Below are 25,612 nucleotides of genomic sequence, written 5' to 3' on the forward strand. Positions count from 1 at the left end.
CTATGGCGCGGGCGTGTGCGCCGCGCTGCAGTAATCGCGCCCGCCGGCGGGCACGTTTTCCGATGCCGGGTAATACATGCCGCAGTGGGCGCAGCACAACATCGGCTCGGCCGTCACCGCCGGCGGGCGCGCAGCCTGGCGGCGCGCCTGGGCCGCGATTTCCTCCTGCTGGCGGCGGATATTGGCGCGCAGCTTGGCGCGAACGGCGGCGACGACCAGGAACGCCAGCGCCACCCAGAACAGAATACGTGTCATGCGTAACCTCGATGCAAAACCACTTCCAGCACGAAGCGGGTACCAACATACGCCAGCAGCAGCGTGGCGAAACCGGCCAGGGTGAAACTGAGCGCCGTCTTGCCGCGCCAGCCGCGGAAGTGGCGGCCGGCCAGCAGCGCGGCAAACAGCAGCCATGACAACAGCGTGAAGACGGATTTGTGGTCCCACTTCAGCGCCTGGCCGAACAGCTCCTCGGAGAAGAAAATACCGGACAATACCGTCAGGGTCAGCAGGGTGAAACCGAAGCCGATCAGGCGGAACAGCAGCTTTTCCATTGTCAGCAGGGCGGGCAGCTGGTCCAGCGCGGCCCACAAGAGGCCCGCGCGAGCCGTGCGCGCATGCAGCCGCGACTCTTGCAATGCCATCAGCACGGCGTGGAAGGCGGCGATCGTCAGCGTGCTGTAGGCCAGCGTGGCGATGGCGATGTGCCAGCCGAACAGCGGCGAGCGGCCTTCCAGCGGAATCAACGCGCCGGGGAATATCCCCTGCAGGACGACGGCAATGGCGGCGCACGGCATCACCATGCGGCGCAGGCCGTCGAGCGGGAAGTTACGGTTTTCGATCCAGTAGGCACCCACGGAAATCCACAGAGCCGACGACAGCATGGCGGCAAACCCGAGCCGTAACGACCCGGGCACCATGACGTCGAACCACAGCGCCGCGCCATGCGCCAGCCACGCCACGGGCGTGATGCCGGCAATCAGGCGGGATTTCGCGGCAGGCAGCAAGGCGCACACGAGGTACAGCAATGCGGCTGCGATGAGAAAATTTGTCTGCATCGGCGCAGTTTACTATAGCGCTGCACATGTCGGGGGCCGGCGCCGGGTCACGGCGAAAAAACCGGAGCCTGTCACCGGTTTTTCTGAGAAACCGGTGACAGGCTCGGATTTAGTCGACCGCGGCGAGGCGCAATTCGTCGTTGTGATGGCGCTGCTGCTCCTCCATCACCAGCTGCCCCAGCTCGCGCTTCAAGGCGTTGAATTCGGCCGATGCGGGATCGCGCAGGCGCGGCAGGTCCACCAGCAGGTCGCGCTTGATCGTGCCGGGCCGGTACGTCATGACGACAATGCGGTCGGCCAGGTAGATCGCCTCCTCGATGCTGTGCGTGACGAAAATGATGGTCTTTTTCAGCTCGGACCAGATGCGCAGCAGTTCGTCCTGCAGGTTGCGGCGGGTCAGCGCATCGAGGGCGCCGAACGGCTCGTCCATCAGCATGATGGGCGAATCGAGCGCCAGCACGCGGGCAATCGCCACGCGCTGGCGCATCCCGCCCGACAGGTCCTTCGGATAGCGTGCGCGGAAGTCCGCCAGCGACAGCATCTTCAGGAGCTTGTCGACGGTGGCGCGGATCTGCGCTTTCGGCTGGCCCTTGATCTCCAGCCCGAAGGCGACGTTGTCCTCGACCGTCATCCACGGGAACAGCGCATATTCCTGGAACACCATGCCCCGCTCCGGCCCCGGGCCCGTGACGACCTGGCCGTCCGCCGTGATGGTGCCGGACGACGGCGGCGCGAAGCCGGCCACCGCGTTCAGCAAGGTCGACTTGCCGCAGCCGGAGGGGCCCAGCAGGCAGACGAACTGGCCGCGCGGGATTTCCAGGTTGATGTCCTTGAGCGCGATGACGTCGCGCCCCGGCGTGGAAAAGATCTTGTTGACGTGCTTGACGACGATGTGCGGTGCGCTCATGTCAGTTCTCCAGGCCGCGATGCCAGCGCAGCAGGTGGTTGTTCAGTTTGTTGACGCCGATATCGATGGCCAGGCCGATCACGCCGATGGTCAGCATGCCGGCGATGATCTTGTCGGACCAGAAGTACTCGCGTGCTTCCGTGATGCGGAAGCCCAGGCCATTCTGGACGGCGATCATCTCGGCGACGATGACGACGATGAACGCCGTGCCGATGCCGATCCGCACGCCCGACAGGATATACGGCACGGCAGCCGGCAGGATCACGCGCACGAACATCGTCGTGCCGGAAGCGCCCAGGTTGCGGGCCGCGCGCAGGTAGATGCCGTCCACGTGGCGCACGCCGGCCACGGTATTCATCAGCACGGGAAAGAACGCGCCCAGCGCGATCAGGAAGATCGCCGGCGGATTGCCCAGCCCGAACCACAGGATCGACAGCGGAATGTAGGCGATCGGCGGGATGGGCCGCAGCAGCTGCACCAGAGGGTTGAGCCACGCATAGACGTGACGGCTCGCGCCCATGGCAAGTCCGATGGGCAGGGCGAGCCCGGCGCCGACCACAAAGCCGACAAACACGCGGTACAGGCTCCCCAGCGAATCGTGGATCAGCTCACCGGAAAACGCCCACGCCAGCTTCGACCCGGCGGCCGGGTCGTAGGCCTGCAACGGCAGCAGGTACTCGATCCATTTCGCCACCACCGCCGCTGGCGACGGCAGCACCTGCGGGTTGACCCACTGCAGTTGCGCGGCCGTGTGCCATAACGCAATCACCAGCGCCGGGACCACCAGGCCGACACCGACTTCCCGCCAATCGATCCTTGCCATGCCGGCCCCCTTACTTCACGCCCAGGCTTTTCTTGGCCTGTTCGAGCAGATCGGTCTTGACCCAGTCCTTTGCCACGGGCGGACGGCTCATGCGGCCCACGCCCGTCTTGACCATGATGTCGGTCGTTGTCTGGATATGTTCCGGCGTGATGTCGTAGCTGTACGGCGAATTGCCGATGGCATCCTCGAAGTCGTCCTTCGTGATCTGGCCCTTGAAGATCACCTCGCGCACGTATTTTTCGGCCGTGGCCTTGTTGTCGATGAACGTCTTCGTCGCTTCCACGAAGCAGCGCATGAACTTCTCGGCGACAGGACGGCGCTCTTTATAGAACTTTTCCGTCATGACCATCGTGCGCACCGGCTCGCCGATGGGCGTGTTGTAAGGCTTCATGATCTCAATGCCGAAGCCCTTGTTGATGGCCTGCGAAGACTGGGGTTCGGATTGCATCATGGCGTCGATATTCTTGCCGAGCAGTGCCTGGTTCAGGTCCGCGTAGGCCAGGAGCACGAGGCGCACGTCCTTGCCCGGCTGGTCGGAAGCGGTCAGGCCAGCCTGCTGCAGTTCCGCCAGCAGCAGAACTTCCTGGATGCCGCCGCGCGTGACGCCCACGCGCTTGCCCTTCAGGTCCGCGATCGACTTCAGTTTCAGGTCGCTGCGGCCCACCAGCCGCGCGCCGCCCTTGGCGAAACCAGCCACCGCATAGATCGGCGCCCCGCCGGCGCGGCCGGAAATGGCGGCCTCCGACGCGGTGGTACCCACATCGAGCTCGCCGGCGATGATGGCCTGCATGACGTCCAGGCCCTTGGCAAAGATATGCTCTTCCACCTTGATGCCGCACTTTGGCGCGATCTCCTTGATATAGGAAACGGCGCCGTAGTGGGCAAACTTCAGGTTACCCAGCCTCACCACTTCCTGCGCCTGTGCGTGCATCGGCACGTGCAGCGCCAGCGTGGCCAGTGCGAGCGTTGCCGCCAGCGTCGTCGATTTCAGTCTCATCCGGTCTCTCCTCAGATAACTCGTGATCGCGCCGGCGTTACCGCCTGCCGGCCTCATGTTTGGTGCCCGGGAAATCATACCTCGGATTGCCCGGCAGTTTTACGGCCTCGCAATGCCTGTTGCGGGGCGGCTGCGCGCAGCATGTCGCGCCCCGGCCCCGAACGAGACTAGGGAGCACAATGCATTCCCGACGGAAAGTTGTCAATGAGAAATGGCAAAGAGTGGGCCGCCGCGCGTGGTGGGCGCACGGCATGCCGGGTCAACGCAACCGCTCGCGCAGCCGCGCCAGGCGCTCCGCGGAGGGCGGATGGCTGGCCAGATAAGGCGGCATGGCGCCGTGCTCCTTCTCCAGGCCCTCCAGCGTTGCGAACAGACGCTCCAGGTGTGCCAGCGGAATGCCGTTCCGATGCAGCATGGCCGCCGCGTAATCGTCCGCTTCCTGTTCGGCGTCGCGCGAGTAGCGCATGTCCAGCGCCATCGTCGGCAGGCCGGCCACCAGCGAGCCGGCATCGCCCACGACAACGGTAATGACGGCGGCCACCGCCGAACCCTGGATCAGCCGGCGCGTCATGTGCCTTTCGTGCAGGTGCCCCAGTTCGTGCGCCAGCGTGGCCAGCACGGCCTTGTCGTCCTCCAGCAGGTTCACCAGCTCGTCGGTCAGCACGATGTCGCCGGACGGCAGCGCGAACGCATTCGGGCCGATGCGGCTGCGGCGGAACACGAGCCGGTACGGCGGTGCGCCATCCTCTGGCGGCGCCAGCTGGGCGAACGCCTGCGCCAGTTCCTCCTGGCGGCTGGCGGCCAGCCGGGTGGGACTGAATACCCGGCGGTCCAGCATCTTCAGCACGCCCTCCCCCAGCTGCCGCTCGACGGACGCCGGCAGCATGCGCGCAACAAGCTTCGCCCCTGCCGGCACCACGAACAGATACCCGACCACCAGCACGATCACCAGCATGGCGAACGAGGCCAGCACGGCACGCCAGCTTTGCTGCATCCAGACCACCGTGCTGTCGCGATGGCCCGTGGCATGCAGCAGCGCCTCCATCGCACCCCGTTCGTCGGGCTCGAACACGGCTTCGTCGGCGAACGTCAGTTTGCGCGGCGCATGCGTGCTGCGTTCCGACACGCGAATGTCGTTGAGCGGCGTACACCGCTCGGCCTCCCCTTCCAGGCAGGCATGGCCGTCGCGCACGCGCAGCACGACCCGGTGCGCGCGCGACGTGACGCCGTCGTAGTAACGGCCGGCGACGGCCGTGCCGGCCGCCTCGTCGAGCGTTGCGCCGCCATCCATCACAGCGACAGGTCGAAGCCCGCCAGGTCGGCAGCACCTTCGCCAAAGGCGCCGACGGCGTCGCCCTTGTTGGCGACAACATCATCCAGGCTGCCGTTGACCAGCACAGCGGTCGATTCCAGGCGATAGCGCAGTGCGCGCACGTGGGCAAACGGAATGAACAGGCCCAGCGTGAAGACAATGCCCAGCGTGTTCGTGAGGTACAGGCCGGCCAGGCGCGACCACGTCATCGTCGACTTGAAGCGGTGCGCGCCCAGTTGCGTGTGGTTCCAGATCAGGTTCTGCAGCACCGCCATCAGCGCCCAGCTCACGCACAGCATGAAGGCATAGCCGACAACAACCAGCAGGATGACCGCGCCCGATGCGCCGGAGGCACCGCCCAGGAGGCCGGCGACGCCGCCCATTACGGCACCGGCGACGCCCAGCGCGAAGCCGCCGCCGATCATCAATCCCAGAAACACGGCATACGTCTTGTAGAACTCACCGACCGTCGCGTCGAACGAGAAGTGCGTGCCGCCGTAGCGGCTTTCCGTGTGCTGGTACCGCTTCAGGCGCTGGTGCACGAATGGCGTACCGAAGCCGAGCGTGATGACGGAAAAGACCGGCAGCACAAGGTAGTGCAGATAAGTGCTTCCCAGGCTGCCGCGGAAGCCGAAGCGGATGCCGCGATAGCTGCTGTTATGCAGCGAGAACTGCAGGCTTTTCCAGACCAGCCACGGCATCACGGCGGCGACGACCACCATCATGACGAGGCCGAGCGGCAGCGAATAGCGCAGCGCGACGTTATATCCGCCCAGCAGAACGAGCGCGGCGATGCGGCCCTTCAGGATCGCCATCGGATTGCCGTGGTACTCGAAGGTGCTGCCTGCCAGTTTGGTGTTGGCGTAAAAATACTGGTTCCGCCGCACTTTCGCCCAAGCCGAGTAGATACCAAGAGTTACGATCGACAGCAGCAGGTTGACGATCCAGATGCGGAAGTACTCGCTTCCGGTGGCCGAGAACGCAAGACGCTCCTCGGTAGCGGCCGCAGGTACGGCCTGTTCAAAAACAGCGGACATTTTCTCTCCCCAGACTAGACAAGCGAGCACCTTGCAGTCTCGCAGAATAGTTGTCAATGAGAAATCTCAAATGTTTGCCGAACCTGTGCACGAATGTGACAATTGGTGAGTTTCGCGCAGCGTTTTGGCCCTAAAATGCTCCGTTTTGACCATTCGCAAAACCAACCATGTCCTCCCGTTTCGCAATCCGGTCGTTCCGTCGAACCGCCATCGCCATGGTGCTGCCACTGCTGCTGGTCGCGTGCGGCGGCGGCTCCGAGAACGATCCCCCGGCAACGCCGACAGCGCCAACCGCGCCGGCCGTGACGCTGGACGCCACCGCAAGCGCCGGCCAGCTGTTGGCGGGCGGCGCCACGACACTGACCGCCGCCGTTTCCGACAACAGCGCCGTCTCATGGCAACTGGCGGCCGGCGCGCCGGGCAAGCTGTCGGCCACGACGGGCGCCAGCGTCACCTACACGGCGCCCGCCTCGGGCATCGCCGTGCCCACGGCCGTCAACGTCACGGCCACCGCGGCGGGCGTCGGCAAGACCGTGCAACTCGTCATCAACCCGGCGCCGGGCGGCGCGGGCCTGAGCCTGATCGCCGGCGCGCTGGGCAGCCACACGGTGGTCGACGGCAACGGAGCCACGGCCCGTTTCGATAGCATCAGTGGCATTGAGGCGGCCGCCAACGGCTCCTGGCTGGTGATCGACAACCGCGCGTTGGCGCTTCGGCACGTCAGCGCCGGGGGCAGCACAAGTACAGTGGTCAACCTGGCGGTCAGCACGGACGGCTTCGGCCAGTTCCTGGGTATTGCGCCGGCGACCGACGGCTCCATCCGGGCGGTACAGCGTTTGAGCACCGGCGCCGTGCTGCGCAGGCTCGCCCTGGACGGCACCATAACGACCATCGGCTCCCCGACACCAGAGCTGGAAGGCACGCGCAGACTGGCAAGCAGCGCCGGTAACGACCTGTTCGTACTGGCCTCGTCGGCGGCATACAGCGGCATTTATCGGGTGAGCAGCACCGGCACCGTGACTTTGCTTGCGGGTGGCACTGGCGGTGGCACACTGTCCGACGGCCAGGGCGCGGCGGCGCGCTTCAACAGCCCGACGGACATGGTCCGGCTGCCAAATGGGGACTTCTATGTCATCGACGGGCAATCCGTGCGGCACGTAACGGCCGCCGGCCGCGTCACGACGCTGGCACTGACCGACGTTGACCTGCCCGCCGACGCAACGCTGCGCAGCATCACAGCACGCGCCGACGGCACGCTGGGCCTGCTTGTGCATACGAACTCCCGCTACACCGTCTACGGCATGACAACCGGTGGCGCGTTGACGCCGCTCAGTGGCGGTTTGCGCGTCTTGCCGGCCGAATCGGGCGGCTTGCGAAAGACCGATTTCGTCACCCTGCGCGCAGGGCCGGGCAGTACATTGGTGGTAGCTAATGGCGGCGAACTGCACACGTTGCAAGCCGCGCTACTGGAACCGCTGGCAGGGTTGGAAGACGACAGCTTGCGCGACACGGACGGCCTCGGCACCGAGGCGCGCTTCGTCGACCCGAAGTTCGTCGCATCGGATCAGCGCGGCAAGATCTATGTGGCCGATCACCCGACCGGCTATGGCGACGTTCCCGGCAGCCCCACGGATCACGGCCTGTACCTGCGCCAGATCGACGCGGCCGGCCAGGTCACGACGCTGCTGACGAAGGACGACTTCGGCCGTCCGCGTGGCCTGCTGGCCGACACCGCTGGCAACGTGTACGTGCTGGAACAGGCACGCTGGCTGGGCCGGCTGGACAGGTCCGGTGGCGCAGTGTACAAGATCGCGCCGGGCGGCACGATGACGCTGATCGCCGGCCAGACGGAGGCGAACGATACCCGCCCCATCGACGGCAAGGGTACCCAGGCACGCTTTGCCCGGCCGACGTTTGCCGGCATCGCGGCGGACGGCACGCTGTACGTTTATGACGTCGACAATACGATCCGCAAGGTCGCCCAGGACGGCACCGTCACCACGGTGGCCGCACTGCCGGCCGACGTGGGCGTTGCGCCGGACGGCAAACGATACGATTACGATGGCGAGACAGTCGGACGCATCGAAGCGGACGGCAGCCGCACTGTCGTCGCGGGCCAGAAAGGCAAGGAGGGCACCCTGCTGGGCACCCTGCTGGGCGCGCTGCCAGGCGCGCTCGGCGCAACCGGTGGCCAGGCCTCGCTGCCAGGCCTGCTGACGCCGACCGGCCTGCACACGTTCGCCCTTATTTCCAACAGCGCCATCGTGAAACTGGTCCTGCCCCACTAATGTAAAATGACGGGATTCCGGCACCGGCTACCCGATGCCGCCCTCCCTTCTATTAGTACAGTACCCGACATGCTAGACAATCTGACTCAACGCCTTGCCAAGGTCGTCAAGACCATGCGTGGCGAGGCACGCCTGACCGAGGCCAATACCGCCGAGATGCTGCGCGAAGTGCGCCTGGCACTGCTGGAGGCCGACGTGGCCCTGCCGGCCGTGCGCGAATTCATCGCCAAGGTCAAGGAAAAGGCGCTGGGCGAGGAAGTGATCTCCTCGCTGTCGCCGGGCCAGGCCCTGGTGGGCGTGGTGCAGCGCGAACTGGGCGCCCTGATGGGTGCCGACCTGGGGCCGGAAGCGGCCCAGCTGAGTTTTGCCCAGCAGCCGCCGGCGATCATCCTGATGGCCGGCCTGCAGGGTGTCGGTAAGACCACCACCGTCGGCAAGCTGGCCAAGTACCTGCGCGAAGAGAAGAAGAAAAAGGTGCTGACGGTGTCGGCCGACGTGTATCGTCCCGCCGCCATCGCCCAGCTGCAGTCCGTCACGGGCCAGGCCGGTGCCGACTTCTTCCCGTCGTCGTCCACCGACAAGCCGGTCGACATCGCGCTGGCCGCGCTGGACTGGGCAAAGAAGCACTATCACGACGTGCTCATTATCGACACGGCCGGCCGCCTCGGCATCGACGAGGAGATGATGAAGGAGATCGCGGCCGTCCATGGCGCCGTCAAGCCGATCGAGACGCTGTTCGTGGTCGATGCGATGCTGGGCCAGGATGCGATCAACACGGCCAAGGCGTTCAACGACGCGCTGCCGCTGACGGGCATCGTGCTGACGAAGCTCGATGGCGATTCGCGCGGCGGCGCCGCGCTGTCCGTGCGCCACATCACGGGTAAGCCGATCAAGTTTGCCGGCGTGTCGGAAAAGCTCGATGGCCTGGAAGCGTTCGATCCGTCGCGCATGGCCAACCGTATCCTGGGCATGGGCGACATCCTGGCGCTGGTGGAAGAGGCCCGCAAGGGTGTGGATCAGAAGGCGGCCGCCGATCTGGCGGCCAAGGTCAAGTCGGGCGGCAAGTTCGACATGAACGACTTCAAGGCGCAATTGGGCCAGATGAAAAAGATGGGCGGCATGGCCAGTCTTGTCGACAAGCTGCCGGCGCAGTTCCAGCAGGCCGCGGGCGGCGCCAACATGGACCAGGCGGACAAGCAGGTGCGCCGCATGGTCGGCATCATCGATTCGATGACGCCGGCCGAACGCGCCAAGCCTGAACTGATCAAGGCCACGCGCAAGCGCCGCATCGCGGCCGGCGCCGGCGTGCAGGTGCAGGAAGTCAATCGCATGCTCAATCAGTTCGAGCAGATGCAGACGATGATGAAGAAGCTCTCCGGCGGCGGCATGATGAAGATGATGCGGTCGATGAAGGGCATGATGCCCGGCCTGCGGTAAGCCACGCCAGCGCCTTTCGGGGACAGGCACCCGTTGCGGGCGACGGCTCGCGACAGGTGCCTGTCCCCGACGTTTATCCGGCGCAGTGCGGGCGCAACCAATGGCCGTCGCCACCACGCCGACTTTGCCGCATCGCCTGATCTGACAGGCTTCCCAACCCGGAACCGCCCTCCGTAAACACGTTCCACGGCTTTTTGCGTTTGTTAGTGTTCTCTTACGTGTCGTTTCCCACAAAAAACGCGAAAAACGCTTGCATACTTGTACAATCCCCACCAATATTAGCCGTGCGATTGTATAGCGCAATTTTCCATGTGTTTGTTAAGGAGGCTCGAATATGGCAACAGCCAAGAAATCCCCGGCAGCACCAGCCAAGAAGGCCGCGACCAAAGCGGCTCCGGCAAAGAAGGCGGCCGCTCCAGCGAAAGCTGCAGCCAAGCCGGCAGCGAAAAAGGCAGCACCGGCAGCACGCAAACCCAATGCAGCATTCATGAAAGAGATGACTCCTTCGGCGGAATTGTCTTCGGTAGTAGGCGCCTCCCCGCTGCCGCGCACCGAAGTGACGAAGAAGGTCTGGGACTACATCAAGAAGCACGATCTGCAGGACGCGGCGAACCGTCGCATGATCAATGCGGACGACAAGCTGAAAGCCGTCTTCGGCGGCAAGGCCCAGGTCTCGATGTTCGAGATGACGAAGCTGATCTCCGATCACCTGAAATAAGCGGCGGCGGCATGCAGGCCGTCGACGACAGCCCCGGCGCCTTGCGACCGGGGCATTTTTTTGGGTCAGGCGTTTAGCGAGCGTCCGCGTTCACTTCCAGTTGTTCCACGCCTTCAGCACCGCATTCGGATACTCCGGCCGCCCACGACTGCCGTTATACCGGCCCAGCGCCAGGTACAGATTCCCGCCTTCCATATCGAGGTACATGCGCAGGATCGCGCAGCCGTAGCGCAGGTTCGTCTGCATGTTGAAAAGCTTGCGCCGGTCGCTGTCGCCGATGACGTTGGTCCAGAACGGCATTACCTGCATGTAGCCGCGCGCACCGACCATCGACACCGCGTATTTGCGATAGGCCGATTCGACCTGGATCAATCCCAGCACGAGGCCCGGATCAAGCCCCGCGCGGCGCGCCTCGTACCATGCCGTCTGGAGGAACTCGGTGCGATGCTGGGCGTCCGGCAGCTTGCGCCGCAGCCGCTCCGACATCGTGGCGACCCATTGATCGTAGCGTTGGCGATCGGCCGGATTGGCGAACGCGGGTTTCGGGGGGCGCGCATCGAGGATGGCATTCGACAGCGCCAGCCGGACCGAGTCGGCCAGCGCTTCTTCCTTCTGGTTGCCGGCAAAGCCGAACGGCGCGCACAGCACGCCGGTGGCAAAGGCCAACGTATGCCACCAGCGCAAGGGGCGCGCCCACCACCGGCGCCGTTCACGCCCGGACGCGCTGTGGTGGTGCGCCGCACTCACTGCTGCACTTTGCCCTTGATGAAGGAGACGATATCGGCCAGCGGTACATTGGTCGCCTCGGTGTCGCGACGGCCCTGGTATTCCAGCTGGCCTTCCTTCAGGCCGCGGTCGCCGATCACGACACGGTGCGGCACCCCGATCAGTTCCCAGTCGGCGAACATGGCGCCCGGACGCAGGCCGCGGTCGTCGACGATGACGTCGATGCCCGCTTCCTGCGCCGCCGCGTACAGCTTCTCCGTTTGCTCTTTCACCAGCTCGCTGCGATCCATTCCCATCGGGCACAGCACCAGCTCGAACGGCGCGATCGACGTCGGCCAGATGATGCCCTTGTCGTCGAAGTTCTGTTCGATGGCGGCGCCCAGGATGCGCGTCACGCCGATGCCGTAGCAGCCCATCTGCAGCGGTGCCGGCTTGCCGTTTTCATCCAGGTACGTGGCCTTCATCGATTCCGAGTACGCGGTGCCAAGCTGGAACACGTGCCCCACTTCGATGCCGCGCTCGATCGCCAGCACGCCCTTGCCGTCCGGCGAAGGATCGCCTTCGACGACGTTGCGCAGATCGGCCGTGATCGCCGGTTCGGCCATGTCGCGGCCCCAGTTGGCGCCCGTGTAGTGGAAGCCTTCTTCGTTCGCGCCCGTGACGAAGTCGGACATATTGGCCACCGTGCGGTCGGCAACGACGGTCACGGCGCCCTTGGTGCCGATCGGCCCCAGATAGCCCGGCTTGCAGCCGTAGACTTCCAGGATTTCTTCTTCCGTCGAGAAGCGGTAGGCGCCCGTCAGGCCAGGCACCTTGGCCGCCTTGATCTCGTTGAGCTCATGGTCGCCGCGCAGCAGCAGCATGAAGTACTGCTTCGCGACCTTGCCGTCGGCTTCCGTTTCCGCCGTCAGCGCGATCGTCTTGACGGTCTTCGACAGGTCGATGCCCAGCAGCTTCGCCACGTCCTCGCACTTCGATGCCTTCGGCGTCGACGTCTTCGTCAGTTCAGCCGTCGGTGCCGCGCGCGTGCCGGTCGCCAGCGCTTCGGCCGCTTCCATGTTGGCCGCGTAGTCCGAGTCCGGGCAGTACACCAGCGCGTCCTCGCCGGTGCTGGCGATGACGTGGAATTCATGCGAGCCGGTGCCGCCGATGGCGCCGTTGTCGGCCGCCACCGCGCGGAATTTCAGGCCGAAGCGCGTGAAGATCTTCGTATAGGCGTCGAACATGATCTGGTAGGACGTCTGCATGCCTTCCAGGTCGCGGTCGAACGAGTACGCATCCTTCATCGTGAACTCGCGGCCGCGCATCAGACCGAAACGGGGACGGCGCTCGTCGCGGAACTTGGTCTGGATGTGGTAAAAATTCAACGGCAGCTGGCGGTACGATTTGATCTCGCTGCGCACCACGTCGGTGATCACTTCCTCGGACGTCGGCTGGATGGCGAACTCGCGGCCATGACGGTCCTTGACGCGCATCAGCTCCGGCCCCATCTTGTCCCAGCGCCCGGTTTCCTGCCACAGCTCGGCCGGCTGTACCAGCGGCATCAGCAGCTCGATGGCACCGGCACGGTTCATCTCCTCGCGCACGATGGCTTCGACCTTGCGGATCACTTTCAGGCCCATCGGCATGTAGGTGTAGATCCCCGAGCCGAGACGCTTGATCATGCCTGCCCGCATCATCAGTTTGTGGCTGACGATTTCAGCATCGGAAGGCGCTTCTTTGAGGGTGGAAATAAAAAACCGGGAAGCACGCATAACAGTGAATTCTTTTCAAAAAGAGAGGGTTATAATCAACCTAATTTTAAAGGATTAGCTGGCTGATGCGTCCATACTTTGTACAAATGCGTTCAATTGCGGGCCTTGCCGGCCGCTTTCGTACCCCGAAAGCGCAGCCGGCGGGCAGATAATGGCAACGATCAACCGTAGCGGCCGGGCTCGTACCCGACCGTGCAGTCAGGCCGTACCGAAAGGTCCGGGGGCTGCGGCACGATCGCATGCAGGCACCGGCGCCGCGCAACGGTTTTTCGTGCGTCCCGGATGTCGGCAACAATGTAAGAGGATAGCAAGGCCGCAGAAAGTTTGAGGTGCAATATGCTCGATCGGGAAGGGTTCCGCCCCAACGTCGGCATCATCCTGCTCAACGCCCATAACGAGGTGTGGTGGGGCAAGCGGGTGCGCGAGCACTCATGGCAATTTCCGCAGGGCGGCATCAAGTACGGCGAGACGCCCGAGCAGGCGATGTATCGGGAGCTGGAAGAGGAGATCGGATTACGACCGGAGCACGTCAAGATCGTCGGGCGCACGCGCGACTGGCTGCGTTACGAGGTGCCCGATCACTTCATCAAGCGTGAAATCCGCGGCCATTACCGTGGCCAGAAGCAGATCTGGTTCCTGCTGCGGATGTGTGCGCGCGACAGCGAGGTCAATCTGCGCCTGACGGATCATCCCGAATTCGACGCGTGGCGCTGGCACGAGTACTGGGTACCGCTCGACGTGGTGATCGAATTCAAGCGCGAGGTCTACCAGCGCGCGCTGCAGGAGCTGTCGCGTTTCCTGTCATGGCCGCCGCACGGCGAACGGCGCCATTCGGCCCGTTATCTGCGTCAGCCGCATGGCCGCGGCCAGCAGGGGCAGACGTCGAAGGACGTGCCGGCCCAGGAGGTCGTCGGCTGCGACGGCACGGCGCTCGCCGGCGCCAAGCGCTGACGCAACCAGCCTGATGTCCCGAGGCGCCGGCCTGACGCTGTCAGGCCGGCGCCGTACGTCTTTTCCCCGTTCGTTCTACAATATCGGCCCAGCCGACCGCATTCATCCATGTTCACGCCCTCCTCCCACGACGTCCGCCGCTTCTTCTGCGAAGTGTTCCGCAAGAACGCGGCCAAGGAAATCCTCACGCCGCTCGAAGCGATGGCGCTCGACTGGGTGCTGGAGCATCCCGAATATGCCGACGCGCTGGCCGACGTGGACAGCGCCTTGACGCGCGACTACTCCGTCGAAGGCGGCCAGGCCAATCCGTTCCTGCATCTGTCGATGCACCTGTCGATCTCGGAACAGGTGTCGATCGACTCGCCGCGCGGCATCCGCGCTGCCTACGAGGCACTGGCGCGCAAGCTCGACTCGCCGCACGAGGCGCAGCACGAAATCATGGAATGCCTGGGGGAGATGATCTGGAAGTCGCAGCGCTCCGGCCTGCCGCCGGATGGCGAGGCGTACATCGACGCCATCAAACGCCGCGCCTCATGAAAAAACCCGGGACAGACCCGGGTTTTGAGGCAACAATTTCCAACAACGGGGACAATCCCCGATCCAAGGCAATCATCCCTCAAAACAGGGGTCTGTCCCGGGTTTTCAGCGGCGTACCGTCAGCGTGCCCGGCAGGCTGTGCAGGTAGGCGGCAATATCCTTGATATCCTGGTTCGACAGCGGCTTGACCTGTCCCGTCATGATGGCGTTGTTGCGGCCATTGGCGCCGTCGGCGCGCTTGTAGGCGACCAGCGCGTGCTCCAGGTAGTCGCGGTGCTGCCCCGCCAGTTTAGGGTAGCTGGGATCGATCGGCGTGTTGTAGTCCTTGCCGTGGCATGTGGCGCAGGCATATTTTTCCGCCAGCGCCTTGCCCGTATCGACATTGCCGCCCGCGCTGGCACCCAGCGTGACGGCCGACAGCAGCAGGGCAACGGTGAATTGTTTCATGGTCGCTCCTTATTTCTGCTGTGAGTAGAAGGCGGCGATGTCGGCGATGTCCTGGTCGGACAGGCTGACGGCGATGCCTTTCATGGACGGATGCTTGCGGTCGCCCTTCTGGTATGCCCGCAGCGCCGCCTCGATATACTTCGCATTCTGCCCGCCGATCTTCGGCACCTGGAACACCTCGGGAAGGTGGCTTTATAGCCGGGAATGCCGTGGCAGCCGATACACATTTCGATCTTGTTGCGGGCTGCCGAGGCGTTGCCGACAACGTCGGCCGCCATGGCGGCGTTCGCCGCTCCGGCAAGCACGAGAAGTGCGAAGAGTTTTTTCATGGGTGGCTAGATGAATCAAAAAAGGTAATCGGAGGGGACTCCTGGTTTGACGCGTCTCCGGTCCCCCTTGCTGCGTACACCAATACTTGACTTTCATACTACCAATCATTGATTCTAACCCAGCTATTTCGGGTCGTCCACAAAGTTGCCGGACCGTCCGAAAGCCTGCCACACACGCTTCCCCTTATACTTGGCGTTTTCTGTCACCGGGAAGTCAAGCTTATGCATGCCGACAATAAATCCAGGCGTTTCGAAGGTTCCGACAGCTATGTTGCCACCGCCGACCTGAAGCTGGCCGTCAACGCCGCACTGACGTTGCAGCGTCCCCTGCTCATCAAGGGCGAGCCCGGCACCGGCAAGACGATGCTGGCCGAGGAAGTGGCCGCCGCGCTGGATCGCCCGCTGCTGCAATGGCACATCAAGTCCACCACGAAGGCACAACAGGGCCTGTACGAATACGACGCCGTATCGCGCCTGCGCGACTCCCAGCTGGGCGACGAGCGGGTGCGCGACATCCACAACTACATCGTCAAGGGCGTGCTGTGGCAGGCCTTCACCGCGCCCGAACCGGTCGTGCTGCTGATCGACGAAATCGACAAAGCGGACATCGAATTCCCCAACGACCTGCTGCGTGAGCTGGACCGGATGGAGTTCTACGTGTACGAGACGCGCGAGATGGTCACCGCGCGCCACCGTCCGCTCGTCATCATCACCTCCAACAACGAAAAAGAGCTGCCGGACGCGTTCCTGCGCCGCTGCTTCTTCCACTACATCCAGTTCCCCGACAAGGACACGATGGAAGCCATCGTCAAGGTCCATTACCCGCACCTGAAACAGGAGCTGCTGGCGCAGGCGCTGCAGTCGTTCTATGAAGTGCGCAACGTCTCTGGCCTGAAGAAAAAACCGTCCACGTCCGAGTTCCTCGACTGGCTCAAGCTCCTGATGGCCGAGGATATCGGGCCGGAAGCGCTGCGCAGCCAGGACACCAAGGCGATCGTGCCGCCGCTGCACGGTGCGCTGCTCAAGAACGAGCAGGACGTGCACCTGTTCGAACGCCTCGTCTACATGTCGCGCACCAACCGATGATCAACCTGCTGCGCCACCACGCCGCGCGCCGCCACGGCACCGTGTGCTACACGGTCATGCACAGCATCGTGCGTGGCGAGTGGCCGGAATTGCGCGCGCGGCTCGACGACCTGCTGACCCGGGAGCGATGATGCTGATCGATTTTTTCTTTACGCTCAAAGACGCGAAAATCCCTGTCACCATCAAGGAGTTCCTGACCTTGCTGGAAGCGATGCGGCAGAACGTCATCGACCAGTCGCTGGACGATTTCTACTATCTCGCGCGCCTGACGCTGGTGAAGGACGAGGCCCACTTCGACAAGTTCGACCGCGCCTTTGCCCAATACTTCAAGGGCATCAACGGCGCGTTCGAGACGGGCAGCGCGATCCCGCTCGACTGGCTGGTCAAGCGGATGGAGCGCGAGCTGACGGACGAGCAGAAGGCCGCGCTGGAGAAATTCGGCTACGACAAGCTGATGGACCGCCTGCAGGAACTGCTGAAGGAACAGAAGGAACGCCACGAAGGCGGCAGCAAATGGATCGGCACGGGCGGCACGTCGCCGTTCGGCAATGGCGGCACCAATCCGGAAGGCGTGCGCATCGGCGGCAAGGGCGGCAACCGCACGGCCGTCAAGGTGTGGGACCAGCGCAGCTACAAGGACTACGATTCGGACCGCGAGCTGGGCACGCGCAACATCAAGGTGGCCCTGCGGCGGCTGCGCCGCTTTGCCCGCGAAGGCGCCGCCGAGGAACTGGCGCTGGACCAGACCATCCGCGCCACGGCCAACAACGCCGGCTGGCTCGATATCAAGATGCAGCCGGAGCGGCGCAACAACGTCAAGGTGCTGATGCTGTTCGACGTGGGCGGCACGATGGACGACCATATCGAGCGCACGGAAGAACTGTTCTCGGCGGCGAAGTCGGAATTCAAGAACATGGAGTTCTATTACTTCCACAACTGCGTCTACGACTATCTGTGGAAGAACAACCGCCGCCGCAACGCCGAACGCTTCCCGACCTGGGACGTGCTGCGCAAGTACAAGCCGGATACAAAACTGGTGTTTGTCGGCGATGCCACGATGAGTCCTTACGAGATCCTGCACCCGGGCGGCTCCGTCGAGTACAACAACGAGGAAGCGGGCGCCGAATGGCTGGCGCGCTTCACGCACGCGTTCCCGAAATTCGTCTGGCTCAATCCGGAACCGGAAGGCCTGTGGCAGTACCGCCAGTCGATCGCCGTCATCCGCCAGCTGATGAACAACCGCATGTTTCCGATCACGCTCGCCGGGCTGGAAGGGGCGATGCGCACGCTCTCCAAATAAGCCGCGGCCAGAACGGGTGCCCGGAACCGGAAAACGGGAGCCTGTCACCGGTTTCTTGAAAACCGGTGACAGGCTCCTGTTTTTTTACTGTCGCTATACGCGCACGCCGCCGTTCTTTACGCCCTTGTTACGGCGAAATCGCTATCGTGAAACTGTCTCCACTACCGATAGCGAACCATGCAAACACTTACCGTCATGCCGCCGTCGACGCGGCTCATGCTGATCACCGTCGATACCGACCGCGTCATCGAACTGCGCCGCCTGGTTGCGCGGGCCTGCGGCAACCGCCTGTTGTTCATGCGCATGCAGCCGATCGAGCATGCCACGCGCATGCAGGTCTGGCTGCGCGTGACGGAACCGGGCGTCCAGCGCATCGTCGATGCGGTTACGCGCAGCCTCCCTTCCGCGCAACTGGGCCGCGTGGTGGCGCCATGATCGTCACCGTCGTCAACGAAGGCGTCGGCGTCGCCAAGCCGGCATTGGCCGAACACCTCGCCGCGTTGCGCGGCCTGGCCGGGCGCAAGGTGCTGCTGATGGACGCCGATTCCCATCCGCATCCGAGCCACTGCGGCAAGGCGGCTTTGCCGATCGCGGCGCGTGCCGTGTGCGGCAAGGGCGTGCAGGCCGAACTGGAAAACCTCGGCCAGCGCTTCCAGGACATCGTTGTCGATGCCGACGGCCGCGATTCGCTGGGCAGCCGCGCCGCCCTGATCGCGGCGAAAGTGGTGGTGATCCCTGCCGACGACCTGCATGGCGACCCGGCACGCGCTGTCAGGCTGGCCGAGCGGATCGGCAATGCACTACTGTTCAATCCTGGCCTGCGCATCGTCATCGTGCCTTGCCACGGCTGGAGCGGCGGCAGCTGTCACGGCGCAGCGTGCGTCACCACGTTACTGCAACAGCGCCTGGCGGGCGCCGAGCTGGCCGGACAGCCAGGCTCGTTGTACGCCACCGTCTTCGGCAATTAGCCGCACCCCGCGGCGGCACGTGCCGTGCCGCCGCCTCGCGCATCAGAACACCTTCGACACCGTCAGCACCAGCGCATCCTTGCCCGTGAACTTGCCATTGACAGGCGAGGCGTACGCGCTCGCGCCGGCGTTGGTGGCGATCCACGCCAGCGCCACCGAAGCGACGCCAAAGTCCTTCGTCACACCCACCTTCCAGTCCGTATAGTCGGCCGCGTCGTGCTGCTTCACCTTCTGGCGACCGGCGTGCAGCGTCACGACCACGCCGCCGATCTCGCGGTTGAACGACAGATCGAGATAGCCGCTATGCCGGCTGTCGGTGAAACCGAACAGATTGGTCGCGGCATGGGAATACTTCAGCGTCCATGGCCCGGCGCCCAGCTGGCCATACAGCTCCAGGGTGTTGGCATCCGGGTGCAGGCGGTTGGAGGGGTAGACGTAGCCCAGCAGACCGGCGTCATACGAGATGGCGCTGCCGCCCAGGTTGCCGAGGGTGCCGCGTTTGCCGGCATACAGGTCCCACTCGCTGCCGCCATCGCCGCCGGCATCCCTCGTCCACCTGATCGTCGACAGCCAGGCGCCCGCGTAAAAGCCGGTACCGGCATCGACCCAGTCCGCGCCGCCCTGCAGCGCCGGCTTCAGACGGGTCTGCGAGATGCCGCGGAAACGGTAGTCGGACGTCACGGCCACGTTGTAGGTCAGCGTGGAAGCGGGCGTGGGCGTGCTCTCCTGAGCCTTGGCGCCGGCGGCGAATACGGATGCAAATGCGAAGGCAAAGGGAATGCCTGAAAACAGACGTTTCATGATGTTCTTTCAATGTGCAAGGACGAACGGGGCCTTTGCCGTCACTGGCGTGGCGGCGCAGCTGGCCGGGTGCTGCGAATAAGAGGTTGCTAGCCGGGTGCGAGCAGCAGGCGGTAACCGACTGCCGTTTCGGTCAGCAGGTGTACGGGTTGGGCCGGCTCACGTTCCAGTTTCTGGCGCAGGTGCCCCATGTAAATGCGCAGGTAGTGGCCGCTTTCGGTATGCGACGGTCCCCATACCTCGCGCAGCAGCTGGGGATTGGTGACGACGCGGCCGGCATTGTTGACCAGTACGGCCAGCACGCGGAATTCGGTCGGCGTCAGGTGGACCATCTGGCCCGCCCGCGTGACCATGCGCGCCGGCAGGTCGACGCGAACGTCGCCGAACGACACGACACCGTCGCTGTCCCCGCCTGGGACGCGCTGGCGGCGCAAGGTCGCGCGCACGCGGGCCAGCAGCTCGCCCACGCCGAACGGCTTGGTCAGGTAGTCGTCCGCGCCGGCGTCGAGCGCGCGGATCTTTTCCGCTTCGCCGACGCGGGCGGACAGCACGATGACGGGTACGCTCGACCACTTGCGCAGGTCGGAGATCAGGTCGATGCCGTCGCCGTCCGGCAGGCCCAGATCGAGGATGACGAGATCGGGCCGGCGCGTGCCCGCATCGATCAGGCCGCGCTGCATCGTCGCGGCCTCCTGCACATTCCAGCCTTCCGCTTCGAGCGCCATGCGCACGAAACGGCGGATCTGCGGCTCGTCTTCCACCAGCAGCGCGGTGGGATTCAACTTATCGTTCATGTTCACTCACTGGTTCTTCCGGCAGCGCGGGCGCCGTGCCCAGCGGCAGGGCGATGACGATGGCGGCGCCGCCTTCCGGTGCGCGGCGGGCGCCGATACTGCCGCCGTGTGCCGTGACGAGCGCGCGGCAGATCGCCAGGCCAAGGCCAATGCCGGGCTTGGCCGACTCGCGCTCGCCGCGCGCGAATTTCTCGAAAATGACTTCTTCCTGCCCGGCCGGCAGCCCGGGACCATTGTCGCTGACGATGACCTCCAGCGAGTCGGCATCCACCTGTGCCGAGACGGTGATGGTGCTGCCGGGCGGCGTGTACTTGGCCGCGTTCTCCAGCAGATTGCACAGCACGCGTTCGATCAGTACCGCATCGTAGCGTACCAGCGGCAGATCGGCCGGCAGCCGGGTCGCCACGCGATGCTGCGCCAGCAGGGTGCGGCTGATGCGCAACGCACTGCCAACCACCTCCTCCACTGCCTGCCACTGCAGGTTCAGTTGCACGGCGCCGCTCTCTATCCGGGCCATGTCCAGCAGATTGGCGACCAGGGTTGCCATCCGCACCGTCTCCTGCTGCAGGGCGTGCGCCATCTCCAGCTGGTTCTCCGCCAGCGGCGGCTTCGACAGCGCCAGCGACTCGGCCAGGCCGACGAGCGACGTCAAGGGTGTGCGCAGGTCGTGCGACAGCGCCGCCAGCAGCGAATTGCGCAGCCGCTCCGACTCCATCTGCACCAGCGCGCCCTGGGCCACGTCGATGTAATGCACCCGTTCCAGCGCGATCGCGGCCAGTGCGGCAAACGTGTCGAGCTGGCGGCGCTGCTCGGGAATGAGCAGCCAGCGCCGGTCGCGCGGCGCCAGCACCATGACGCCGCGCGTGCGCATCGGCGCGATCAGCGGCAGGTAGAACAACGGTGACGACGGCAGCGTCCCCGTATTGATGCCGGCCGCTTCCGCATGATCGAACGCCCACTGGGCAATGGCGGCATCGGGCACCGGGGCGGCCGGATCGGCGTCCTCCGGCTCGACCAGGCGGCCGTCCGCATCCGGCAGCAACAGCGTGACGCGGGCGCGGAACGCCTGCGCCAGTGTGCGCCGCGTGATCTCCAGCACCTGCCCGGCCTGCAGCACGCCGGTCAGTTCGCGCGCATATTCGTACAGCTCGCGCGAGCGCGCCTCGCGATTGGATGCCACGCGGGCCTGGAACCGCAGCCCGGCCGTCAGGTGACTGGTGATGAGACCCACCACCAGCATGACGGCGAACGTGATCACATACTGGAAATCGCTGACCGCTAGCGAAAACGTGGGCGGCACGAACAGGAAGTCGAAGGCGGCCACGCCGACAAAGCTGCACAGCACGGCCGGCCCGCGCCCCAGCTGGAACGCCACCAGCAACACGGCCAGCAGGAACAGCATGGCGATATTGGTGATATCGAGCGCCTGCGCCAGCGGCACGCCAGCCGCCGCCACCAGCGCGGCCGCAGCCACGGCCAGCGCGTAACGCGCCCAGTCGCGGGGCGCGGCCTCGCTGGCGGTTGTCTCGGGCCGCGCCGCCACGCCGGCGGCGCCGCCGATTTCGATCAGGTCCACCGCCGGCGCGCGCACGGCGATGCGGCGCAGGTAAGCCCGGCGCCATGGCCAGACCCCGCTTGCGCGCCCCAGCACGATTTTCGAGATATTCTGGCCCAGGGCATAATCGGCGATCGCCGTGCCGATATCGTCGGCCGCCAGCACCGCTGTCGTCGCGCCCAGGTCTTGCGCCAGCTTCAGGGTCTGCAGGATACGTTCGCGCCGTGCGTCCGGCATGCGCCGCAGCGCCGGCGTCTCGACATACACGGCATGCCACTGCGCATTGAGCTGGCCGGCCAGCCGGGCGGCACTGCGCACCACGTGTTCCCCGCCCGGCTGCGGACCGACGCAGGCCAGCAGCGCGACGCCCGTCTTCCACATCGGGCTGATCGATTGCTCCACGCGGTAAGCCTGCACATCGCCCTGCACCCGGTCGGCCGTGCGGCGCAGCGCCAGTTCGCGCAGGGCAATCAGGTTCCCCTTGCGGAAAAAGTTGGCCGCCGCGCGCTCGGCCTGCGGTCCCTGGTACACCTTGCCGCCCTTCAGGCGTGCCAGCAGTTCGTCCGCCGGCAGGTCCACCAGCACCACCTCGTCGGCGTGGTCGAACACCGTGTCGGGCAGGGTTTCGGCCACGCGGATGCCCGTAATGCCGCCCACCACGTCGTTCAGGCTTTCCAGATGCTGCACGTTGACCGTGGTGAAGACGTCGATACCGGCATCGAGCAGTTCCTCGACATCCTGCCAGCGCTTCGGATGGCGTGCGCCCGGTGCGTTCGAGTGGGCCAGCTCGTCGACCAGGATCAGCGCGGGGCGCAGCGCCAGCGCGCCATCGAGGTCGAACTCGGGCAGCGTCTTGCCGCGCCATGCCACCTCTCTCAACGGCAGCACGTCCAGCGTGTCGAGCAGTGCCGCCGTGTCGGCGCGGCCATGCGTTTCGACGATACCGACCAGCGGCCGCACGCCTTCGGCCTGCAGCTTGCGGGCGGCCGCCAGCATCGCGAACGTCTTGCCGACACCGGCCGATGCACCGAAGTAGATGCGCAGGCGGCCGCGCGCGGCCTTCCTTTCCCGCGCCTGGAACTGCGCCAGCAGCGTATCGGGATCGGGACGTTGGGGTTCGTCTGAAAGCATGGTTCGCCAGTGTAGCCGATGCGGCGCTTATTGCTCGTCCAGCGCCAGGTTCAGCGCCAGCACATTGACTTTCGGCTCGCCCAGGAAGCCCAGCGTAGGCCGCTCGGCAAGACGCTCGATGACCGCCTGCACGCTTGCAGCGTCGATGCCGCGCGCGCGCGCCACCCGCGCCACCTGATACCGGGCAGCCGCCAGGCTCATGTCCGGATCGAGGCCGCTGGCCGATGCCGTCACCAGGTCGACCGGCACCGGCATCGTATTCGTCGGATCGGCCGCGCGCAGAGCCGCGACGCGCGCCCTGGCCGCATCGAGCAGCGCGGGATTGAGCGGTCCCTGGTTCGACCCGGACGAGCCGTTCCCGTTGGCCGCCATTGGCGCCGTGGCCGACGGACGGCCCCAGAAATAGCGTGGCGCCGTGAACGACTGGCCAATGAGGCGCGAGCCGACGACCTTGCCGTGGCTTGTGACCAGGCTGCCGTCCGCCTCGGCCGGAAAGGCCAGGCTGGCGATGGCCGTGACGCCGGCCGGGTAGATCGCGCCGCACAGGACGGTCAGCACGCCGAAGACGACGACAGCGGGACGGAGATGGGAAATCATGTTGGATCCTTTCAGGCGAAGCGGAGGGCGACAAGGCACATGTCGATCAGTTTGATGCCGGCAAACGGCAGCAGCAGGCCGCCCAGGCCGTACACCAGCAGGTTGCGGCGCAACAGCGCACTGGCGCCGATGGCCCGGTAGCGCACGCCTTTCAGTGCCAGCGGAATCAGGAACACGATGATCAGCGCATTGAAGATGACGGCCGACATGATGGCCGAATCCGGACTGGCGAGGTGCATCACGTCCAGGCTTTTCAGCTGCGGATACGTGCCCACGAACGCGGCCGGGATGATGGCGAAATACTTGGCGACGTCGTTGGCGATCGAGAACGTCGTCAGCGAGCCGCGCGTCATCAGCATCTGCTTGCCGATTTCGACGATTTCCAGCAGCTTGGTCGGATTCGAATCCAGGTCGACCATATTGCCTGCCTCCTTGGCCGCCTGGGTGCCACTGTTCATCGCCACGGCGACGTCGGCCTGGGCCAGCGCGGGCGCGTCGTTGGTGCCGTCGCCCGTCATCGCCACCAGCCGGCCTTCGCCCTGGTAGCTGCGGATCAGCCTGAGCTTGTCCTCCGGCGTGGCTTCGGCGAGAAAATCGTCCACGCCGGCCTCGGCGGCGATGGCGGAAGCCGTGAGCTTGTTGTCGCCGGTGATCATGACGGTCTTGATGCCCATCCTGCGCAGCTCGGCGAAGCGCTCCTTGATGCCCGTCTTGACGATATCCTTCAGTTCGACGACGCCCATGACCTTGCCTTCGTCGACGACCACCAGCGGAGTGCTGCCGCGCCGGGCGACGTCGTCCACGCTACGGGCCACGTCGGCCGGATAGCGGTAGCCCAGGTCCTCGACATAGCGGCAGATGGTGTCCGCAGCGCCCTTGCGGATGCGGCGCGCGCCGATGTCCGCGCCGCTCATCCGGGTTTGCGCCGTGAATTCGACAAACGCGATGTCCTCGACCGCGGTGCTGCTTTCGTGCAGATCGAAGCGCTGGCGCGCCAGCACGACGATACTGCGCCCTTCCGGCGTCTCGTCCGCCAGCGACGCCAGCCGGGCCGCCTGCGCCAGCTTTTCCTCGCTGACGCCGGGCGCCGGCAGGAACGTCGCAGCCTGGCGGTTACCGTGCGTGATCGTGCCGGTCTTGTCGAGCAGCAGGACGTCGACGTCGCCCGCCGCCTCGACGGCGCGGCCGGACGTGGCAATGACGTTCGCGCCCATCATGCGGCTCATGCCGGCCACGCCGATGGCCGACAGCAGGCCGCCGATCGTCGTCGGGATCAGGCACACCAGCAGCGCGATCAGCACCGCGACCGTCACCGGCTGGCCGCTGCCGGCCGCCTGGACGGAAAACAGCGAAAACGGTAGCAGCGTCACGGTAACGACCAAAAATACGATGGTCAGCGCCACCAGCAGGATCGTCAGCGCGATCTCGTTGGGCGTCTTCTTGCGGCTGGCGCCTTCGACCATGGCGATCATGCGGTCGATGAACGCTTCGCCCGGATTGACGGTGATGCGCACCACCAGCCAGTCCGACAGCACGCGGGTGCCGCCGGTGACGGCCGAGAAGTCGCCGCCGGACTCACGGATCACGGGCGCGGATTCGCCCGTGATCGCGCTTTCATCCACGGAGGCCACCCCTTCGACGACTTCACCGTCGGCGGGCACCACATCGCCCGCTTCGACCAGCACGGTCATGCCCTTGCGCAGGTCCGTCGCCGGCACGGGCAGCCAGGTGGTGCCGTGGCGCGGCGTCGCCAGCTTCTTGGCCGTCACCTGGGTCTTGAGTGCGCGCAGCGATTCGGCCTGCGCCTTGCTGCGCCCTTCCGCCAGCGCTTCCGCGAAGTTCGCGAACAACACGGTAAACCACAGCCAGATCGTGATGGCGGCAACGAAGCCGCTGCCCGTCTGCAGCGCCAGCAGCGTCGTGACGATGCTGCCGACATAGACGACAAACATGACGGGGCTGCGCAGCTGCACGCGCGGGTCCAGCTTGCGCACGGCGCCCAGCAGCGCAGGGCCGATCAGCTGGCCGTCGAAAAGTGTCAGCGAGTTGCGTGACATGGTGA

Annotated in this window: 25 protein-coding genes and 1 pseudogene; 10 read left to right on the forward strand and 16 right to left on the reverse strand. The window is 65.3% G+C overall.

Translation table 11 applies throughout. The features are described from left to right. The 7 genes from E1742_RS12435 to E1742_RS12465 all read right to left on the reverse strand — a co-directional run bounded on the left by E1742_RS12435 (position 1) and on the right by E1742_RS12465 (position 6,131). The gene (locus E1742_RS12435; protein ID WP_134385215.1) at positions 1-255 is read right to left on the reverse strand and encodes a PP0621 family protein; all 255 of its coding nucleotides are present in this window, start codon (positions 253-255) and stop codon (positions 1-3) included. Continuing rightward, entirely contained in the window at positions 252-1,055 is an 804-nt protein-coding gene (locus E1742_RS12440) for a cytochrome C assembly family protein (protein WP_134385217.1), read from the reverse strand. Before E1742_RS12440 ends, E1742_RS12435 begins: the two co-directional genes overlap by 4 nt. A 109-nt stretch (positions 1,056-1,164) precedes the next feature. After that, a complete protein-coding gene (locus tag E1742_RS12445; protein ID WP_134385219.1) occupies positions 1,165-1,962 on the reverse strand; it encodes an ABC transporter ATP-binding protein in 798 nt (265 codons plus the stop codon). 1 nt (position 1,963) lies between these two features. Next, positions 1,964-2,785 carry an ABC transporter permease gene (locus E1742_RS12450; protein ID WP_134385221.1) on the reverse strand — a complete coding sequence of 274 codons (822 nt, stop codon included), beginning with the start codon at positions 2,783-2,785 and terminating at the stop codon, positions 1,964-1,966. A gap of 10 nt (positions 2,786-2,795) precedes the next feature. Continuing rightward, a complete protein-coding gene (locus E1742_RS12455) occupies positions 2,796-3,782 on the reverse strand; it encodes an ABC transporter substrate-binding protein (protein WP_134385223.1) in 987 nt (328 codons plus the stop codon). 259 nt (positions 3,783-4,041) lie between these two features. Next, positions 4,042-5,073, reverse strand: a complete 1,032-nt coding sequence (locus E1742_RS12460) for a M48 family metallopeptidase (protein WP_134385225.1) — start codon at positions 5,071-5,073, stop codon at positions 4,042-4,044. Then, entirely contained in the window at positions 5,073-6,131 is a 1,059-nt protein-coding gene (locus tag E1742_RS12465; protein WP_134385227.1) for a YjgN family protein, read from the reverse strand. Before E1742_RS12465 ends, E1742_RS12460 begins: the two co-directional genes overlap by 1 nt. Before the next feature lie 167 nt (positions 6,132-6,298). On the opposite strand from E1742_RS12465, the gene E1742_RS12470 reads away from it, so the two are divergent. From E1742_RS12470 to E1742_RS12480, 3 genes are all read left to right on the forward strand, one after another. Then, on the forward strand, positions 6,299-8,419 hold the full coding sequence (locus tag E1742_RS12470; protein ID WP_134385228.1) for an NHL repeat-containing protein: 2,121 nt from the start codon (positions 6,299-6,301) through the stop codon (positions 8,417-8,419). Between the two features lie 69 nt (positions 8,420-8,488). Continuing rightward, a complete protein-coding gene (ffh, locus tag E1742_RS12475; RefSeq protein ID WP_134385230.1) occupies positions 8,489-9,856 on the forward strand; it encodes a signal recognition particle protein in 1,368 nt (455 codons plus the stop codon). A gap of 334 nt (positions 9,857-10,190) precedes the next feature. Then, positions 10,191-10,574, forward strand: a complete 384-nt coding sequence (locus tag E1742_RS12480; RefSeq protein ID WP_134385232.1) for an SWIB/MDM2 domain-containing protein — start codon at positions 10,191-10,193, stop codon at positions 10,572-10,574. A gap of 90 nt (positions 10,575-10,664) precedes the next feature. On the opposite strand, the gene E1742_RS12485 is transcribed toward E1742_RS12480, so the two are convergent. Together E1742_RS12485 and E1742_RS12490 are read right to left on the reverse strand one after the other, a co-directional pair. Then, entirely contained in the window at positions 10,665-11,258 is a 594-nt protein-coding gene (locus E1742_RS12485) for a lytic transglycosylase domain-containing protein (protein WP_134385234.1), read from the reverse strand. Between the two features lie 59 nt (positions 11,259-11,317). Continuing rightward, the gene (locus E1742_RS12490) at positions 11,318-13,054 is read right to left on the reverse strand and encodes a proline--tRNA ligase (protein WP_134385236.1); all 1,737 of its coding nucleotides are present in this window, start codon (positions 13,052-13,054) and stop codon (positions 11,318-11,320) included. Between the two features lie 336 nt (positions 13,055-13,390). Here E1742_RS12490 and E1742_RS12495 point away from each other — a divergent pair, with 336 nt between their 5' ends. Then, positions 13,391-14,005: an RNA pyrophosphohydrolase gene (locus E1742_RS12495; RefSeq protein ID WP_134385238.1), complete on the forward strand. Its 615-nt coding sequence runs from the start codon at positions 13,391-13,393 to the stop codon at positions 14,003-14,005. A gap of 108 nt (positions 14,006-14,113) precedes the next feature. Further along, positions 14,114-14,542, forward strand: a complete 429-nt coding sequence (locus E1742_RS12500; protein ID WP_134385240.1) for a DUF1841 family protein — start codon at positions 14,114-14,116, stop codon at positions 14,540-14,542. Positions 14,543-14,647: 105 nt separating this feature from the next. Here E1742_RS12500 and E1742_RS12505 read toward each other — a convergent pair whose 3' ends face one another. Together E1742_RS12505 and E1742_RS12510 are read right to left on the reverse strand one after the other, a co-directional pair. After that, entirely contained in the window at positions 14,648-14,989 is a 342-nt protein-coding gene (locus tag E1742_RS12505; protein ID WP_134385242.1) for a c-type cytochrome, read from the reverse strand. Positions 14,990-14,998: 9 nt separating this feature from the next. Beyond that, positions 14,999-15,318 (reverse strand): annotated as a pseudogene (locus tag E1742_RS12510) (c-type cytochrome). A 222-nt stretch (positions 15,319-15,540) separates the two neighbouring features. Between E1742_RS12510 and E1742_RS12515 the strand changes: the two are divergent. The 5 genes from E1742_RS12515 (at position 15,541) to E1742_RS12530 (ending at position 18,672) form a co-directional block, all read left to right on the forward strand. Further along, on the forward strand, positions 15,541-16,404 hold the full coding sequence (locus E1742_RS12515) for an AAA family ATPase (protein ID WP_134385244.1): 864 nt from the start codon (positions 15,541-15,543) through the stop codon (positions 16,402-16,404). Then, a complete protein-coding gene (locus E1742_RS27055) occupies positions 16,401-16,535 on the forward strand; it encodes a hypothetical protein (RefSeq protein WP_259772445.1) in 135 nt (44 codons plus the stop codon). Before E1742_RS12515 ends, E1742_RS27055 begins: the two co-directional genes overlap by 4 nt. Further along, a complete protein-coding gene (locus E1742_RS12520; RefSeq protein WP_134385246.1) occupies positions 16,535-17,704 on the forward strand; it encodes a vWA domain-containing protein in 1,170 nt (389 codons plus the stop codon). The genes E1742_RS27055 and E1742_RS12520 overlap by 1 nt, the downstream gene beginning before the upstream one ends. Positions 17,705-17,881: 177 nt before the next feature. Next, positions 17,882-18,139, forward strand: a complete 258-nt coding sequence (locus tag E1742_RS12525) for a hypothetical protein (RefSeq protein WP_229466758.1) — start codon at positions 17,882-17,884, stop codon at positions 18,137-18,139. Further along, a complete protein-coding gene (locus E1742_RS12530) occupies positions 18,136-18,672 on the forward strand; it encodes a P-loop NTPase family protein (RefSeq protein ID WP_134385248.1) in 537 nt (178 codons plus the stop codon). The genes E1742_RS12525 and E1742_RS12530 overlap by 4 nt, the downstream gene beginning before the upstream one ends. A gap of 42 nt (positions 18,673-18,714) precedes the next feature. On the opposite strand, the gene E1742_RS12535 is transcribed toward E1742_RS12530, so the two are convergent. The 5 genes from E1742_RS12535 to kdpB all read right to left on the reverse strand — a co-directional run bounded on the left by E1742_RS12535 (position 18,715) and on the right by kdpB (position 25,607). Then, on the reverse strand, positions 18,715-19,473 hold the full coding sequence (locus tag E1742_RS12535; protein WP_134385250.1) for a TorF family putative porin: 759 nt from the start codon (positions 19,471-19,473) through the stop codon (positions 18,715-18,717). 89 nt (positions 19,474-19,562) lie between these two features. After that, on the reverse strand, positions 19,563-20,267 hold the full coding sequence (kdpE, locus tag E1742_RS12540) for a two-component system response regulator KdpE (RefSeq protein ID WP_134385252.1): 705 nt from the start codon (positions 20,265-20,267) through the stop codon (positions 19,563-19,565). Beyond that, positions 20,257-22,953, reverse strand: a complete 2,697-nt coding sequence (locus E1742_RS12545; protein ID WP_134385254.1) for a DUF4118 domain-containing protein — start codon at positions 22,951-22,953, stop codon at positions 20,257-20,259. The genes kdpE and E1742_RS12545 overlap by 11 nt, the downstream gene beginning before the upstream one ends. 27 nt (positions 22,954-22,980) lie before the next feature. Continuing rightward, positions 22,981-23,550, reverse strand: a complete 570-nt coding sequence (gene kdpC, locus E1742_RS12550) for a potassium-transporting ATPase subunit KdpC (protein WP_134385256.1) — start codon at positions 23,548-23,550, stop codon at positions 22,981-22,983. Positions 23,551-23,561: 11 nt separating this feature from the next. Then, positions 23,562-25,607, reverse strand: coding sequence for a potassium-transporting ATPase subunit KdpB (gene kdpB, locus E1742_RS12555; RefSeq protein ID WP_134385258.1), 2,046 nt, complete (start codon positions 25,605-25,607; stop codon positions 23,562-23,564). Positions 25,608-25,612 lie beyond the last annotated feature (5 nt).

The sequence above is a fragment of the Pseudoduganella plicata genome, from assembly GCF_004421005.1.
Taxonomy (GTDB): domain Bacteria; phylum Pseudomonadota; class Gammaproteobacteria; order Burkholderiales; family Burkholderiaceae_D; genus Rugamonas; species Rugamonas plicata.

Excerpts from the sequence above, each read along its gene's own strand:
- E1742_RS12435 (WP_134385215.1), bottom strand. The coding sequence starts at position 255 with ATGACACGTATTCTGTTCTGGGTGGCGCTGGCGTTCCTGGTCGTCGCC.
- E1742_RS12440 (WP_134385217.1), bottom strand. The coding sequence starts at position 1,055 with ATGCAGACAAATTTTCTCATCGCAGCCGCATTGCTGTACCTCGTGTGC.
- E1742_RS12445 (WP_134385219.1), bottom strand. The coding sequence starts at position 1,962 with ATGAGCGCACCGCACATCGTCGTCAAGCACGTCAACAAGATCTTTTCC.
- E1742_RS12450 (WP_134385221.1), bottom strand. The coding sequence starts at position 2,785 with ATGGCAAGGATCGATTGGCGGGAAGTCGGTGTCGGCCTGGTGGTCCCG.
- E1742_RS12455 (WP_134385223.1), bottom strand. The coding sequence starts at position 3,782 with ATGAGACTGAAATCGACGACGCTGGCGGCAACGCTCGCACTGGCCACG.
- E1742_RS12460 (WP_134385225.1), bottom strand. The coding sequence starts at position 5,073 with ATGGATGGCGGCGCAACGCTCGACGAGGCGGCCGGCACGGCCGTCGCC.
- E1742_RS12465 (WP_134385227.1), bottom strand. The coding sequence starts at position 6,131 with ATGTCCGCTGTTTTTGAACAGGCCGTACCTGCGGCCGCTACCGAGGAG.
- E1742_RS12470 (WP_134385228.1), top strand. The coding sequence starts at position 6,299 with ATGTCCTCCCGTTTCGCAATCCGGTCGTTCCGTCGAACCGCCATCGCC.
- ffh (WP_134385230.1), top strand. The coding sequence starts at position 8,489 with ATGCTAGACAATCTGACTCAACGCCTTGCCAAGGTCGTCAAGACCATG.
- E1742_RS12480 (WP_134385232.1), top strand. The coding sequence starts at position 10,191 with ATGGCAACAGCCAAGAAATCCCCGGCAGCACCAGCCAAGAAGGCCGCG.
- E1742_RS12490 (WP_134385236.1), bottom strand. The coding sequence starts at position 13,054 with ATGCGTGCTTCCCGGTTTTTTATTTCCACCCTCAAAGAAGCGCCTTCC.
- E1742_RS12495 (WP_134385238.1), top strand. The coding sequence starts at position 13,391 with ATGCTCGATCGGGAAGGGTTCCGCCCCAACGTCGGCATCATCCTGCTC.
- E1742_RS12500 (WP_134385240.1), top strand. The coding sequence starts at position 14,114 with ATGTTCACGCCCTCCTCCCACGACGTCCGCCGCTTCTTCTGCGAAGTG.
- E1742_RS12505 (WP_134385242.1), bottom strand. The coding sequence starts at position 14,989 with ATGAAACAATTCACCGTTGCCCTGCTGCTGTCGGCCGTCACGCTGGGT.
- E1742_RS12515 (WP_134385244.1), top strand. The coding sequence starts at position 15,541 with ATGCATGCCGACAATAAATCCAGGCGTTTCGAAGGTTCCGACAGCTAT.
- E1742_RS27055 (WP_259772445.1), top strand. The coding sequence starts at position 16,401 with ATGATCAACCTGCTGCGCCACCACGCCGCGCGCCGCCACGGCACCGTG.
- E1742_RS12520 (WP_134385246.1), top strand. The coding sequence starts at position 16,535 with ATGCTGATCGATTTTTTCTTTACGCTCAAAGACGCGAAAATCCCTGTC.
- E1742_RS12525 (WP_229466758.1), top strand. The coding sequence starts at position 17,882 with ATGCAAACACTTACCGTCATGCCGCCGTCGACGCGGCTCATGCTGATC.
- E1742_RS12530 (WP_134385248.1), top strand. The coding sequence starts at position 18,136 with ATGATCGTCACCGTCGTCAACGAAGGCGTCGGCGTCGCCAAGCCGGCA.
- E1742_RS12535 (WP_134385250.1), bottom strand. The coding sequence starts at position 19,473 with ATGAAACGTCTGTTTTCAGGCATTCCCTTTGCCTTCGCATTTGCATCC.
- kdpE (WP_134385252.1), bottom strand. The coding sequence starts at position 20,267 with ATGAACGATAAGTTGAATCCCACCGCGCTGCTGGTGGAAGACGAGCCG.
- E1742_RS12545 (WP_134385254.1), bottom strand. The coding sequence starts at position 22,953 with ATGCTTTCAGACGAACCCCAACGTCCCGATCCCGATACGCTGCTGGCG.
- kdpC (WP_134385256.1), bottom strand. The coding sequence starts at position 23,550 with ATGATTTCCCATCTCCGTCCCGCTGTCGTCGTCTTCGGCGTGCTGACC.
- kdpB (WP_134385258.1), bottom strand. The coding sequence starts at position 25,607 with ATGTCACGCAACTCGCTGACACTTTTCGACGGCCAGCTGATCGGCCCT.